Source organism: Clostridium sp. (assembly GCF_047777555.1).
GTDB lineage: Bacteria > Bacillota > Clostridia > Clostridiales > Clostridiaceae > Clostridium_H.
The window spans coordinates 1-13,566 of record NZ_JBKEEV010000005.1; the positions used below are offsets into that span (position 1 = coordinate 1).

Here is a 13,566-nt window from a genome sequence, read left to right on the forward strand (position 1 = left end):
TAGGTTTACCGCAGGCAAGTCCACTAATAGTCTGATTAACTACTGCTTGAAATACAGAAGCTGCTAAATCTTCCTTTGCCGCTCCCTCGTTTAAAAGAGGTTGTATATCGCTCTTTGCAAAACCCCACATCGTGAAGCTATAGGATAGATTACTTTATGCTTCTTGGCCATTTCATTTAACCCTTGAGCATCAGTTTGAAGCAGTGATGCCATTTGGTCTATAAATGCTCCAGTACCTCCTGCACATGTTCCATTCATTCGTTGCTCTATACCATCTTTAAAATAGGTTATTTTAGCGTCTTCTCCACCAAGCTCAATAACTACATCTGTTTCAGGTATAAATCTTTCTACAGTCTTAGTTGATGCAATTACCTCTTGGATAAAAGGTACATCTAGCCATTTGGATACTGCAAGTCCACCTGAACCTGTTATCATTATAGTTATTCTGCTATCACTAAATTTTGTATATGCTTCTTCAATTAAATCAACAATAGTGCTTTTGATATCTGAGAAATGCCGTCTATATCTACCATAGATTAAATCATCATTCTCATTCAAAGCCACTAAATTTAACTGTTGTTGAACCTATATCCAATCCTAAATGTAATTTTTTCCTCATATCTTCCTTCCTACTCTTTTTATTTTTATACATGCTTTAAAGAAGTATAAATAACCTCTTCAAGCATAAATTATTTTAATTAAACTCGTCAATTAACTAATTATAAAGTTTTTAATTATTTTTTTCAATATCAGGTTTTGCTCCTTTTTCTCACATTTTTTGAATATATTCTTGATTTATTAATATTAATATGAATTAGCTATTTTAATCTATGATTTGTTTTTATTATCTATTAATACTCTCTATGCTTTAACATTATTTGTTGTAATTCATATAATGAATTAGAACATCTTAGGAGTTGATGTTATGAAAGAATTAAGGATATCTCATGTTTATATGAACTATCATACTTTACAAGGTGAAACTAAGGCATTAGAAGATGTTTCTTTTTCAATATATGACGGCGAATTCGTAAGTATTGTAGGACCTTCAGGCTGTGGTAAATCTACTATCCTAAACATTATTGCACAACTTTTAACTCCATCAAAGGGTGAAGTATTAGTGGATAATAAAAGCCTTATTGAAGCCAATCTAAAAATAGGATATATGTTTCAAAAGGATCATCTATTTGAGTGGCTAACCGTATGGGATAATGTACTTTTAGGTCTTAAAATACAACATAAAGTAAATAAAGAAAATGAAACTAAAATTACAAAACTTCTTAAGGATTATAACCTTTGGGATTTTAGAAGTCACTATCCGAATCAGTTATCTGGAGGAATGCGCCAAAGGGTAGCTTTAATAAGAACTCTTGCCTTAGACCCTAGTATACTTCTATTAGATGAACCTTTCTCTGCTCTTGATTATCAAAGTAGACTGAATGCAAGTGATGAAATATTTAAAATTATAAAGCATGAGAAGAAAACTGCTATTATGGTTACACATGATATAGCAGAATATATTTTTATAAAAATATTACTATCAAAAAAATTCCTACATTATTATATATACTATTTTATACTTACACTAATTACTTTATAATTCAGTAAGATATATACTTTATGCTTACAATAACTACTTTATAATTTAGTAACATATATACTTTATACTTACAATAACTACTTTATAACTCAGTAACATATACTTTATAAAATAGACAAACTGACATCAGCTCATTTTTTAACCTTATGTAATACCATATCTATAAAATTACTTAAACGAATTCTAGTAAAATAAAAAGCCTTAGATTAGCTCTAAGACTTATTTTTTTCTATTCCTATAGGAGATAAAGCTGTAAATTTTCCTTGTTCCTGCGCTTGTTTAAGAATACTGTTATAAATCTCTTCTATTTCTTCAGGACTTGTAATTCCAACTCTATCCTCTTCTGCTGTATAATCCTCATAATAACGTTTAGCTTCCATATGCTCATTTATCAAAGTTCTTAATACAATGATTAACTTGCTATCTTCTAATTCTATTTTCATATTATTCCCCCTTTCACTTCTGATAATAAAAAATATTCTATAAATATTATAAAATTCCTCTAATTTTGTATGCTAAAAGGTTTTTATAATTTGTAAGTCAGCCATTTAATTTCTTATCTTTAATTGGATCTTCTATTATAAACTCTTTAGATTTTTCCTTTTTATGCTCCCACCAAATGTCAAACAAGGCATTAGTGAAGTTGATGCTGGCCACTTCTAGCGCTTCTGGATTAACAATTTCCACTGCAATCTTTTTCTTAGCCATGTTAACTCCCCCTATTCCTTTTTATAACATAATATGTTTTAAAATATTTCCCTATGACATCTTTAATAGATAATGAGAAAAGTAAAAACTGAAATGAAAATAAATAATCTTCATCAAGCAGAAGGAAATGCTTTATATCTTAGATATGAGCATAATTAAATAAAAAATAAAACAATAAAAGTTAAATTATTACAATTTTTACTAAGCGTAGCTTAACTATCTAAAATGGAACTTAAATTGAAATGAAAGAAACAAAAAAAGGGCAGACTATCCCCTTGGTAAAATTGATGCTTAAAAATTTTAATATAACTTATTTAAGCTGTTCTTCTTAGTGCCGATAGGGATTTTGATTTATCAACACAACCAGATTTTATAGCAGCAATTGCAACAGTTAAAAGACAAATGTGTCCTATAGTATTCAGATTAGTAACAGAGTTAATATTTTTAACATAAGCTTGTTCAGTATTAAGATTTTTCCATCTAGAATTGTATCTTTCCGATTCAGTTCTTAGACTATATGTTTTCTTAAAAAATATAGAATCACGATTTATAGAGGCTCTATAATCAGTGCCAATGCTTATGTATTTTACACAACCTCTGTTTTTCTTACCGTTAAAGAATTTTTCATGTTTACATGGGCATAAAGAATCATCTTTAGAAGTTCTATAAGGGCAGCAAAACTTTTGCTTAATATAGGAATCAAAATATTGTTTACCATCTTTATGCATAGCTAAACCGCCATCACATATAACATTACCAGTGGATGTTAAGTTATTTTTCTTAGTACCACGCTTATTTAAGGCAATGAAGGCAAGACCTTTAAGGGTATTGCGAATAAAATCATGATTTTGCTTTGAATCATAGCCTTTATCAGCAATAATGTAACTGCCTTTGAGTGAAAACCATTCATTTGTAGCAGTAAGAATTTCTATAAGGTTAGAAATTTCATTGACATCAGCGGTTGTAGTAAATTCAGCAATAGGCAGACCAGATATAGCATCACAAATAACATGATTTTTGTATCCCCAATAGAATTCATATTTTTTCTTTGAATTATTGGGCTTATCTTCTGAAACTTGAACATTCATGGAGTTATTAGCGGTATGAACTCCTAACCTACAATCTTTATCAGAAGATGGAGGATTGTTTTTAGAAAATTTGTTATTTGAAAAACATTTAGGATTATTAAATTTAGTATTAGCTTTAACAGGAGTGGCATCAACTGATATAAAATTGTTGTCAATAAACCCTAACTCTTTAAGAACGTTAACTTGTTTTTTCATGATTTCTTTAAGATAAGAGTTAGATAAATTTTTAATAAATCTCTGAAAAACCCAGTATGAAGGTAATGGTTTAAGAATATTGAAACCGCAAAGCTGGGCTATGATTAAATTATTTTCTAAAAAATCTTTAAGATCAGTAATTTGGGCAAACTTCTCACATTTCATGACAATGAAGGCTCTGAAAAGAGCATGTCGTGAAAAGCCTGTAGGGCCATATTTAGAAGGCACCCTATCGGGTAATGAGGATAAATCAAGGTTATCGAAGATTTTCGTATAAAAATTGATAAGCTTTTGAGAAGTAAAAAGTTCAATTATGTTAAAGATTTCTTGACGTTGGTACATAGAGATTTTCTCCTTTTTAATAATTTTATTTTTAGTACTTATAAAATTCGACAAAAATGTGAGAAAATCCTATGATATATATTTGAGTGATAAAAAAAATTAGCCCTAACGGGCTAGTAATACCAAGGCCTTAGAGTTATGCTCAAGGCTATTATATCTGATATTGGAGGTGATAAAATTAATTTGTTAAGAGTAAAAATGTTATAAATATCAGTAGTTTAAAGCTTTTTAAATAAGATGAGATAAAAATCTAATCTTATTTTTTATAGGGAGTGATAATGATGAAAGCAGCTATATACTCTAGAAAATCTAAATTTACAGGGAAAGGCGAATCCATTGAGAATCAAGTGCAATTATGTAAGGAACATGCTGCTAAATTGAACATAACTGAATATATGGTATACGAAGATGAAGGTTTTAGCGGTAGTAATATAGATAGGCCTCAGTTTAAAAGAATGTTAAAGGATGCTAAAGCTAAAAAATTCGACGTCCTGATTTGCTACAGACTAGATAGAATTAGCAGAAACATATCTGATTTTTCTACCCTTATAAATCAGCTGGAAGCTCTTAATATAGACTTTATTTCAATCAAAGAACAGTTTGATACCTCAACTCCTATGGGAAGAGCTATGATGTATATATCAAGTGTATTTGCTCAGCTGGAACGTGAAACTATTGCTGAGCGTATAAAAGATAATATGTACCAGCTAGCTCGTACTGGAAGATGGCTTGGTGGCAAAACCCCTACTGGATTCAAAAGTGAAGCTATAAGATACTTTGACAGCGAAATGAAGCCTAGAAAGATGTATAAGCTCACTGCTATTCCCGAAGAGCTTGAAACAGTAAAGCTCTTATTTGAAAAATATATTGAGCTTGGTGGAATTCATAAATTGGAAGGATACTGCTTTGAGAATAATATAAAGTCTAGAAATGGCAATAACTTTAACACATCATCACTTATATTTATATTAACTAACCCTGTCTATGTTATGGCTGATCAGCTTTTTTATGAATACTGTATATCAAAAAACATGGACATAGCCTCTAAAATAGATGATTTTAATGGCATTAATGGAGCCATGGTCTATAATAAAAGAATTGTTAAACCTGGTAAAAGTTTGAAACTCCGCGATACATCTAAGTGGATTGTATCTATTGGTAAGCATAGAGGAATTATCTCATCTAAAGATTGGATAATAGTTCAAAATCTATTAAATAAAAATAGCGTCAAAGCTCCAAGAGAAGGAACTAGTCGAATTTCTTTATTAACTCCCTTACTTGTGTGTGCTCACTGTGGTAATAAACTAAGAGCAGTTTATAAATATAGTAACGGTGAAGTTAAACATCATTACTATAAGTGCCGACTAAAAGAACGTTCAAGGAAAACCCAATGTAATATACCTAATCTTAATGGAGCTGAAGCTGAAAAACTAGTAATAGAGGAACTAAAAAGACTAGCTGTTAACAGAGGAGCACTTGCTAAAAAATTAGATAAAACTAAAAAGAAAATAAATAGTAATTTTAAAAATGTAGACAATGAGAAAGAAAAGTTAGAAAATAATATAAAAAACTTAGAAAAATCCATAGAAAATTTGACTATACAGCTTGCTCAAAATTCTTCTTCCACTTCTGCACCTTACATTATAAAACAAATTGAAAAATTGGATAAAGACTTAAATAGCCTTAGGCTTAAACTTAACGCTATTGAAGAAGAAAATAATAATACTCTAGTAGAAAAAATAAATTTGGAAATACTGCAGCAGCAATTAAGTAAATTTAAAGCTAATGTAGATACTATGGATTTTGATATCAAGAAAAAATTACTTACGAGCATTGTTAAAGAAATTGTATGGGATGGAGAGAAGTTAAAGATAAAGCTATTAGGAGCTGACTAATCTCTTTTTTATATAGTTACATTTATATAGATATAGCAGAAGCTATTTCTATGTCTAACAGAGTAATAATTTTATCTAAACGACCTGCTAGAATAAAAAAAATAGTGGATATTGAATTATGCAAAGAAAACGACTCTCCATTAAAATGCAGAGAATCTCCTGACTTTAGGGTATATTTTAACACTATTTGGAAGGAGATGGATTTAAATGAATAATTTTAGCTTAGAACACCAAAATTATATAAATCAGATAAAGAAAAACAGAAGAAAGATAATGTCTGTGAGAATATTGATTTTGGTTGCTATATTCGCATTTTGGGAAATAGCTGGCGACATAGGCTTAATAGACCCCTTCCTAACTAGCACCCCATCTAGGATGTGGAAAAGCTTAGTAAAAATATATAGTGAAGGTACCTTATTTAAGCATATTTTGATTACATGCGGAGAAACTGTTCTAGGCTTTATATTGAGCACAATACTAGGTACTATTATAGCCACTCTCTTATGGTGGTCAGATTTTGCTTCAGATGTGCTGGATCCTTATCTTGTAGTTTTAAATGCTCTTCCTAAAGTCGCCCTAGCCCCTATTATTATATTCTGGGTAGGAAATGGAGTAAAAGCTATAGTGCTAGTTACACTTTTAATATGTATAGTTACAACTATATTAGGAATATTAAATGGGTTTAGAGCAGTAGACAAAGATAAAATTAAACTTTTAAAAACTTTTGGAGCAACAAAATTTCAAATTTTACGTTATCTTATAATACCAGCTAACTTTCCTACCTTAATATCTGTTTTAAAGATAAATGTTGGTCTCTCTTGGGTAGGAGTAATTATGGGAGAATTTTTAGTAGCTAAAGATGGTTTAGGTTTCTTAATTATATTTGGCGGTCAGGTTTCTCAATTAGATATGGTTATGATGAGTATATTAATACTTTCAATATTAGCCTTCTTTATGTATCAAATTGTAGCTATACTTGAAAAGCGTCTAGTACAAGGAAGTACTCACAAAAATTAGAAAATATTTTATAAATACTTTCTATATTTGAGAATATTTTCTCTAAAATCTGATAATAATTAAACATGAGCACCGATATAAATATACGCTCATGTTTAATTATTTTTTACTGGATTTTAAGGAGGAAAATATGAGTTACTTTGAAAAAGCTAATGACTTATATAATAATAAAGAGTACGAAAAAGCCATAGCCGCATATAAAAAAGCTGTGGAGTTTAGCGAAAACACCTCAGCTTCATTATATAATATTGCTGTATGCTTTATAAAACTTAACAACTATGAAAAAGCTATACCTCTATTAAAATCTGCCATAAAAGAAAAGGAAGATAGTAGATACTTCTTTAATTTAGGCTACTGCTACGCAATGCTCAAGGATTTAAAGAAAGCTTTAATATATTTTAATACTGCTTGGGCTTTAGACCATGAAGATTATGAATGTGAAAAAGCTATAAATTTAATTGTTAACAGCTATAAAAGTAGCTAATACTTTACTTTTTCCTTTCTATTAAAATAGTAACCCAAAGGAAGAGTTATGCTTTCTACAAATATAGAAAATAAAATAACTTTTCCTGCACTTCCTCTCAAAAAGATACTTATGCCTGCTAATAAAATAAATATGCATAGTGAAATAATTTTTAAACGATTACGTCTACTTTCACTTATTATAGGCTTATTATAATGATCAACTGGTGCATAAATAATAATAAGCACAATAGATAATAATATAATTATACCTTTTACATAAGTTGACAAGGTAAGTTTAGTTCCACACATAATAATAATGCACATTAAAATAAAACTATTTATAAGACATTGTAAATATGTATTATCATGATATCCTCCTGCCGTAGATCTTAATATGGTAAAGGATAATAAAGCTAATAAGAAATATTTTGTAAGAGATAATATGCTGAAAACTGCTAAATATATTAATATCTTAGAAATTTCGCTTAAAAAACACTCTAATCCAAATTCAATCTTTTTTAGCTCTATATTGGTTAAAGAAGAATTATTCTCATATATAACATTTGTTAATTTTTTAGCTATCTTTTTCATAATATCCCTTCTTTAGTTTTAAGATAATGAGAAACTCCGTTTCTTCTTCTGAACTAAAAAATGTAACCTCTCCTCTGTTCTTCTTAACAAGCTGTTCTACGATAAATAATCCAAAGCCATGGTCATTCTTATTGTCGATTTTAGTAGAAAATCCCTTTTCAAATATTCTAGTTTTAGATTCTTCTGGTATCATTGGTCCATTATTAGCTATAGACAAGTTATACTTATCATTTTCTATATACCCATATAAAGAAACTACTTTTTTTCTTTCCCTTGTATCCCTCAAAACTGCCTGAAATGCATTATCTATAATATTTGATATAATTGCAACTAAGTCATTATCGTTTATATCCAATGCCTCTAAGGAAGACTCAAAGTCTACATCTAAACAAATATTATTTTCAAAAGCATAATTGCTCTTAACAGCAATCAATCCGTCTATATATGTATTTCCTGTATCGCAAAATTTATAGGAAGAATTTAAGTTAGCAATAGAATTCTTTAAATAATTCTTTATCTTTTCGGTGGTATCTGGCTTATTTAAAACGCACATAGCATACACTGTATTTATATGATTAGAAAAATCATGTTTTTCTCTTCTAATTATATCCATTATAGCTTCAAGATTATTTATATATTCTTCTTTAACTTGATATTTATGTTTTATATTCATTAATTCTAACATCTTCTTATAGTTAATTATTCCGATTATTAAAAAAAAGACAAATAATAAAAATAATAAGATATTATATAATAGCATATTGACCCTATTTGAGTTAATAAAATTAACGCTTATAATAACTAATCCTACAAGCACCATATTTAAAGCCCAATAAGCAATATTTCCATCATTTATATCACTATCGGATAAATTTAAAGTATACTTATCACTCCTACCTACTGTAGCCATAAATAATAATCCTTCCGCAATCTTTACAGACACAGCAAATGGAAGTCTTATCCTTTGTAGTTCTTCTGCATTAAAAAGATTAATTCCACTTATATTAGAAGCTAAAACCATAGCAATTAATTCAAAGACTATAAAATATATATGGTAAGCAAGCACCCCTATAAAAGAAACTTTTATTTTTGTTGAGGTGAGCATTGATAATACCATCACAACTAATACCATAATAAAAAAAGTGTGATATACAGTTGGAACAGAAATTGAAATCCAACTAGAAAATATGGCATAAATTAATACAAACAACACTATTTTTAACTTTTCCTTCTTAAAATAATACAACTTTTGTATTAATGTTAAATATATTAAAATTATATCAACCGCTTCAATGGTGCAAATTAACATTTCCACAAAAAAATTTTTTACGTCCATATGTACTATCCTCCTAAAAATATGAGATGCTTATTGATTATATATTTGACAAGCATCTCATATCCATCCAATATGCTTATTAAACAGTGCTTTTATTTAATAAGCTCTTTTGGACATTGAGGTTGATGCAATAATAAAGCTGAAGTACTTGAAGCTGCACTGACACCTATCACTAAAGCTAGGCACCCTAGCAGTCTTAAAGAGTTGTTTTGAAGAACTTTTAATAATTTTTTCATAACAAAATACCCCCTAAATTATTTAATTATGTTTGTTATATGAACATAGATTTCCCTCAATCTATTGGAATACAATAGATTTAACACAAGCACGTTATTTATCAGAAGGAAGAGAGAAATCAATGAACAAAGCTAACAAAAATGAAATATCCATAAAACACATATCTCAATATTTGTTTAAAAGCTTTAATTTGAAAGTATCTCATGGGACTATTGCAAATTGGACTAAAAGCTTAACGTGTACTTAAAATTTAATAAGTTGCCAAGATATGTGGACTCGTTAACTCTTGACGAATAGTGTGCATATGAAATTTTTGTATTTATAAATGGTAAGCGCCATTACATATGGCTTGTTATAGATTATGAAAGTCGATTAGTTATTTTTTTATTATTTGTATCAGTTCATATAGAGATGCAAAATATGCTTTAGCTTATTCTATAATGCCAAAACCTAGAGTCACCTACAGCAATAGTTACGGAGAAGCTTTTATTATACATATAATGTTTAAATAAAATCACTATTTAAAAAAGTAGTCCTCACATAAAAGTACAATCTTTTTAAAAAATTTATTTATGCGTTTGACTTTTTAGACAAATTATGTATAATTATGTAACTCCTTCTTAATAATATAATACATCATATAAAAAATATGTCAATATTGTTTTAATTTTAATACTTATCCTTTAACAATTTTAATAAGAAGGCTTTGCCTAAGCCAAAACCTCCTTATTAAAAATTAAGCTGCTATTTTCTCATTTCTATGGTCAAGTTTAAATATAGTACTATCAAAATAATTTCCACCTTTATAAAAAGTAGTATCTACATTTATCCAACGCTCCTCTTCTTCAATGTAAACTTGATTCCATGCATGACTAACCCAAGATGTACCGTTAAAACCTTCTCCTGTAATAATTCTTACTTTAATTCCATTTGCCTTTGCCATGACAGAATAAAGGCATGCGTAATCAAAGCAAATCCCTTTTCTTGTATAGTAAGTATTAATAGCTCCAGATTTTATGCTAAAATCATTATTTAGTATTTTTTCTACTTTATCATAATCATATTCAACATTCTTGCCAATCCATTCATAAATGGCCTTCGCCTTTGCTCTAGTTGTCTTTTTATCTTTTACCAGATTTCTAGCAAAATTATCTATTTCTTCATTTGATTTAAGCCCCTCTTCTAGAGTTATGCCGTTATAATAGACAATAGTACCACTTGAATTATTGGCTTGTTTTTCTAAATCATTCTTTACTACTATCTTAAAAGAATCATTAATTATATTAGGAAGTTGCTTTGCAAAATTGGAATTTGTTATAGGACTTACTATTTCGTTGCTCAAAAATTCATATACCATTGATCTTTGTAAACTTTTATTATAATCCTCACTTATGTCTGCCATTGTAAGTAAATTTAATACAAAGGTGCTAAGTAATACATAACATACTGCTTTAGGAAGTTGAAATAAAGACCCTAGAATTCTCTTTGTGCAACTGCTTTTCTCTCTCATCCAAGTTTCAATTCTATCTAATAGGGGATATATAGTAATCCTATTTACAATTCCTATAGTTATTTCTACTATTTTATATATTATAAATATAGTAATAGGCATAATTACTATATAAATAAACATAGGTCTATTCTGTATCAAAGATATAATACTATCTGGAATACAGTCATATATTTTTTTATATACTTCCCTATTCCGATTAATAAATATTCCTTTAGATAGATATACTCCTGATATAGAACCTATTATAAAAGCACTATAGCTTGATGCATCCTCTATATCATTTTTTAAATTTTTTGATGAAAATTTAAATAAAAATCCTTTTACAATAGGATATAAAAAAATTATTATTAATCCTATATCTACTGGATTTTGTACTATAACTTCCATTATTTTATTCATTGCTCCATATTTCCTTTAATATTTTTTTAACATACTCCCACCTATATCCTCTTCTAATAAGATACTGGCTTAGCTTTCTATACAACTTTTCAGGATCTCTTTCCGACTTAATTAATATATTATACCTTTTTTCCGCTAAAGTTTTAAGCACTTCTAAGTCGTCTTCCTCTCTTGAATAATCTCCTTGTTGTAAATTATGTGAAAATAAATCCTCTCTTTTTATTACTTCATTTAATGTACTTTTTACTATGTCAAAATCATAACCTCTGCTTACTAAATAATCTCCTAGTTTCTTATATATTTTTTCAAAACTGCTTTCCGATTTAATTAAAGAAACATACTTTTTCTCTGCTAATTTTAAAGCATGGGCCTTTTCATCATCTTCTTTAATGCTGTTAAGTTTATTTTGTATAATATCTTCACTTATACCTTTTTTTAAAAGAAGATATTTTATTTTATTTTTCCCATTAGAAGAAAGCTTTTCTTTTATAAATGTTTCTGCATATTTTTCATCATTTATGAAATTATATTCTTTAAGGAAAGCTATTATTCTAATAACAGTTTTTTCTCCGTACCCTTTATTAAGAAGCTTATCTTCCATCTCCTTTTTGCTTTTATAGCTTTTCTCTATTACCTTAAGAGCATAATTTTTACCTTTTAAATAATTATCTTCTTCAATTATTTCTTCTAACAAGTCTAAATCTACTTTTTTTCCTTTTTCTAAACTATAATGATAAACCAAGTCTGCACTGCATGCAAATGCAAATTCTTCATCTATAAATACGTTAACTCTACTTTTGTCATTTTTTTGTACTTCTATCTTGCTTATAGCCTTTTCCACTACCTACCACTCTTTTCTCGAAGTAATATGTGTATTGTTGGATTCTTTAAAACCTTTCTTGCTACTTTATATATATCTTCACTTTTTATCTTTTCCATATTGTTTATATCATCTACAAATTCATATACATCTTCTTCATCTATAATCTGATGAAGTATATAGTTTGAAAGCTGAGTGGAATCCTCCAATGTACCTGCTACTGCGGTTTTTAGGACCTTTTTCATTAGATTTATATTATTATTATCTAAAACTATTTTCTCATTATTTATGTCGTGTATAATATTGTTTATTATTTTTAGAGCCTCTTTTACATCTTCTTCATTTACAGCAGTATATATGCTCATGAGTTTTACAGATTTTGTAGTATTTAAATCAGAATAAATATCATAAGCTAGTCCTCTTTCTTCTCTTAACTTTCTAAATAATATGGAGTTAGCACTTTCCCCCAGCTTATAATTGAGTATTCTAAGAGCAAGCTCCTCCTGCTTACTTAAATTATGAAAAGTATATAAATAAACTATAGTGCTCTGCTCAATGTCTTTTTTATACGAAACAATTTTTGCAGGTATATTGTCTTCTACTATTACATTTTCTCTAACAAATTCTCCTTTTTTCCAATAAGCAAAATATTTATTAACTAGGTTAAAGATATCATCATGTTCTTGTGGAGAAACTATACTTATATATGCATTATTAGGTACATAATAAGTTTTATAAAAGTTAAACAACTGCTCTCTTGTAAAAGATTTAACTGTACTTTCCTTTCCAATAGTATCTATCTTTATAGAGCTATTTTTAAAAGCATTCTCCATAGTCTTCCTATAACTGTAATCTTCAACATCATCTTTACCTGTTCTTATTTCTGCTAAAATTACTCCTCTTTCCTTTTCTATCTCTTCCTTTGGGAAAGTTGAATTTATGAGCATATCAGAAAATAGCTTTAAAGAATTCTCTACTTCATCATTTAAAGCAGTTATACTGTATACTGTACAATCATAATCCGTATAAGCATTATACTCACCTGCTCTTTGTTCCAACTCTTCGTTCAATTCTTCATTATCCCTATTTTTGGTTCCTTTAAACATCATGTGTTCGACAAAATGTGCTATACCTTTTTCTTCTTTCTTCTCATATATTGATCCTATCTTAACTCCTACATGAATAGCTGCCAGCTGGGTATCCTTTTTTATTGTTACTAACTTAAGCCCATTATCTAAAGTGTATGTTTTTAAATCAAAAATTCCTCTGTTCATATAATCTCCCTTTTCAACCAGTTTTAACCTAAATGATGTATTTGATCTAATCTATATTCTATAAAAACTATTATAGTTTATATTTA

The 13,566-nt window shown here is 28.5% G+C and carries 13 protein-coding genes and 2 pseudogenes; 5 read left to right on the forward strand and 10 right to left on the reverse strand.

Annotated elements, in window-relative coordinates; translation table 11 throughout:
• Positions 1–619 (reverse strand): annotated as a pseudogene (locus ACFWTK_RS09125) (BadF/BadG/BcrA/BcrD ATPase family protein); the annotation flags it as partial.
• A gap of 306 nt (positions 620–925) precedes the next feature.
• On the opposite strand from ACFWTK_RS09125, the gene ACFWTK_RS09130 reads away from it, so the two are divergent.
• Positions 926–1,600 carry an ABC transporter ATP-binding protein gene (locus tag ACFWTK_RS09130; protein ID WP_415875712.1) on the forward strand — a complete coding sequence of 225 codons (675 nt, stop codon included), beginning with the start codon at positions 926–928 and terminating at the stop codon, positions 1,598–1,600.
• 212 nt (positions 1,601–1,812) lie between these two features.
• Here ACFWTK_RS09130 and ACFWTK_RS09135 read toward each other — a convergent pair whose 3' ends face one another.
• From ACFWTK_RS09135 to ACFWTK_RS09145, 3 genes are all read right to left on the reverse strand, one after another.
• On the reverse strand, positions 1,813–2,043 hold the full coding sequence (locus tag ACFWTK_RS09135) for a hypothetical protein (RefSeq protein ID WP_415875713.1): 231 nt from the start codon (positions 2,041–2,043) through the stop codon (positions 1,813–1,815).
• Positions 2,044–2,140: 97 nt separating this feature from the next.
• Complete coding sequence (locus ACFWTK_RS09140) at positions 2,141–2,308, reverse strand: hypothetical protein (protein WP_415875714.1); 168 nt, start codon at positions 2,306–2,308, stop codon at positions 2,141–2,143.
• A 314-nt stretch (positions 2,309–2,622) separates the two neighbouring features.
• The gene (locus ACFWTK_RS09145; RefSeq protein ID WP_415874814.1) at positions 2,623–3,933 is read right to left on the reverse strand and encodes a transposase; all 1,311 of its coding nucleotides are present in this window, start codon (positions 3,931–3,933) and stop codon (positions 2,623–2,625) included.
• A gap of 281 nt (positions 3,934–4,214) precedes the next feature.
• On the opposite strand from ACFWTK_RS09145, the gene ACFWTK_RS09150 reads away from it, so the two are divergent.
• From ACFWTK_RS09150 to ACFWTK_RS09165, 4 genes and pseudogenes are all read left to right on the forward strand, one after another.
• A complete protein-coding gene (locus ACFWTK_RS09150; RefSeq protein WP_415875715.1) occupies positions 4,215–5,828 on the forward strand; it encodes a recombinase family protein in 1,614 nt (537 codons plus the stop codon).
• 29 nt (positions 5,829–5,857) lie between these two features.
• A pseudogene (locus ACFWTK_RS09155) lies at positions 5,858–6,043 on the forward strand (spermidine/putrescine ABC transporter ATP-binding protein); the annotation flags it as partial.
• Positions 6,036–6,845, forward strand: a complete 810-nt coding sequence (locus ACFWTK_RS09160) for an ABC transporter permease (RefSeq protein WP_415875716.1) — start codon at positions 6,036–6,038, stop codon at positions 6,843–6,845. The pseudogene ACFWTK_RS09155 and the gene ACFWTK_RS09160, both read left to right, overlap by 8 nt.
• 91 nt (positions 6,846–6,936) lie before the next feature.
• A complete protein-coding gene (locus ACFWTK_RS09165) occupies positions 6,937–7,329 on the forward strand; it encodes a tetratricopeptide repeat protein (RefSeq protein WP_415875717.1) in 393 nt (130 codons plus the stop codon).
• Here the strand turns inward: ACFWTK_RS09165 and ACFWTK_RS09170 are convergent.
• The 6 genes from ACFWTK_RS09170 to ACFWTK_RS09195 form a co-directional block, all read right to left on the reverse strand.
• Positions 7,326–7,901: an accessory gene regulator ArgB-like protein gene (locus tag ACFWTK_RS09170; RefSeq protein WP_415875718.1), complete on the reverse strand. Its 576-nt coding sequence runs from the start codon at positions 7,899–7,901 to the stop codon at positions 7,326–7,328. The genes ACFWTK_RS09165 and ACFWTK_RS09170 overlap by 4 nt on opposite strands.
• The gene (locus ACFWTK_RS09175; RefSeq protein WP_415875719.1) at positions 7,885–9,237 is read right to left on the reverse strand and encodes a sensor histidine kinase; all 1,353 of its coding nucleotides are present in this window, start codon (positions 9,235–9,237) and stop codon (positions 7,885–7,887) included. The genes ACFWTK_RS09170 and ACFWTK_RS09175 overlap by 17 nt, the downstream gene beginning before the upstream one ends.
• A gap of 92 nt (positions 9,238–9,329) precedes the next feature.
• A complete protein-coding gene (locus tag ACFWTK_RS09180; RefSeq protein ID WP_415875720.1) occupies positions 9,330–9,473 on the reverse strand; it encodes a cyclic lactone autoinducer peptide in 144 nt (47 codons plus the stop codon).
• A 737-nt stretch (positions 9,474–10,210) separates the two neighbouring features.
• Positions 10,211–11,386 carry a transglutaminase domain-containing protein gene (locus ACFWTK_RS09185; RefSeq protein ID WP_415875721.1) on the reverse strand — a complete coding sequence of 392 codons (1,176 nt, stop codon included), beginning with the start codon at positions 11,384–11,386 and terminating at the stop codon, positions 10,211–10,213.
• On the reverse strand, positions 11,379–12,227 hold the full coding sequence (gene recX, locus ACFWTK_RS09190; protein WP_415875722.1) for a recombination regulator RecX: 849 nt from the start codon (positions 12,225–12,227) through the stop codon (positions 11,379–11,381). Before recX ends, ACFWTK_RS09185 begins: the two co-directional genes overlap by 8 nt.
• Positions 12,227–13,480, reverse strand: coding sequence for a M16 family metallopeptidase (locus ACFWTK_RS09195; protein WP_415875723.1), 1,254 nt, complete (start codon positions 13,478–13,480; stop codon positions 12,227–12,229). Before ACFWTK_RS09195 ends, recX begins: the two co-directional genes overlap by 1 nt.
• Positions 13,481–13,566 lie beyond the last annotated feature (86 nt).

Coding starts and splice junctions, on each gene's coding strand:
- ACFWTK_RS09130 (WP_415875712.1), top strand. CDS start 926: ATGAAAGAATTAAGGATATCTCATGTTTATATGAACTATCATACTTTA.
- ACFWTK_RS09135 (WP_415875713.1), bottom strand. CDS start 2,043: ATGAAAATAGAATTAGAAGATAGCAAGTTAATCATTGTATTAAGAACT.
- ACFWTK_RS09140 (WP_415875714.1), bottom strand. CDS start 2,308: ATGGCTAAGAAAAAGATTGCAGTGGAAATTGTTAATCCAGAAGCGCTA.
- ACFWTK_RS09145 (WP_415874814.1), bottom strand. CDS start 3,933: ATGTACCAACGTCAAGAAATCTTTAACATAATTGAACTTTTTACTTCT.
- ACFWTK_RS09150 (WP_415875715.1), top strand. CDS start 4,215: ATGAAAGCAGCTATATACTCTAGAAAATCTAAATTTACAGGGAAAGGC.
- ACFWTK_RS09160 (WP_415875716.1), top strand. CDS start 6,036: ATGAATAATTTTAGCTTAGAACACCAAAATTATATAAATCAGATAAAG.
- ACFWTK_RS09165 (WP_415875717.1), top strand. CDS start 6,937: ATGTTTAATTATTTTTTACTGGATTTTAAGGAGGAAAATATGAGTTAC.
- ACFWTK_RS09170 (WP_415875718.1), bottom strand. CDS start 7,901: ATGAAAAAGATAGCTAAAAAATTAACAAATGTTATATATGAGAATAAT.
- ACFWTK_RS09175 (WP_415875719.1), bottom strand. CDS start 9,237: ATGGACGTAAAAAATTTTTTTGTGGAAATGTTAATTTGCACCATTGAA.
- ACFWTK_RS09180 (WP_415875720.1), bottom strand. CDS start 9,473: ATGAAAAAATTATTAAAAGTTCTTCAAAACAACTCTTTAAGACTGCTA.
- ACFWTK_RS09185 (WP_415875721.1), bottom strand. CDS start 11,386: ATGAATAAAATAATGGAAGTTATAGTACAAAATCCAGTAGATATAGGA.
- ACFWTK_RS09195 (WP_415875723.1), bottom strand. CDS start 13,480: ATGAACAGAGGAATTTTTGATTTAAAAACATACACTTTAGATAATGGG.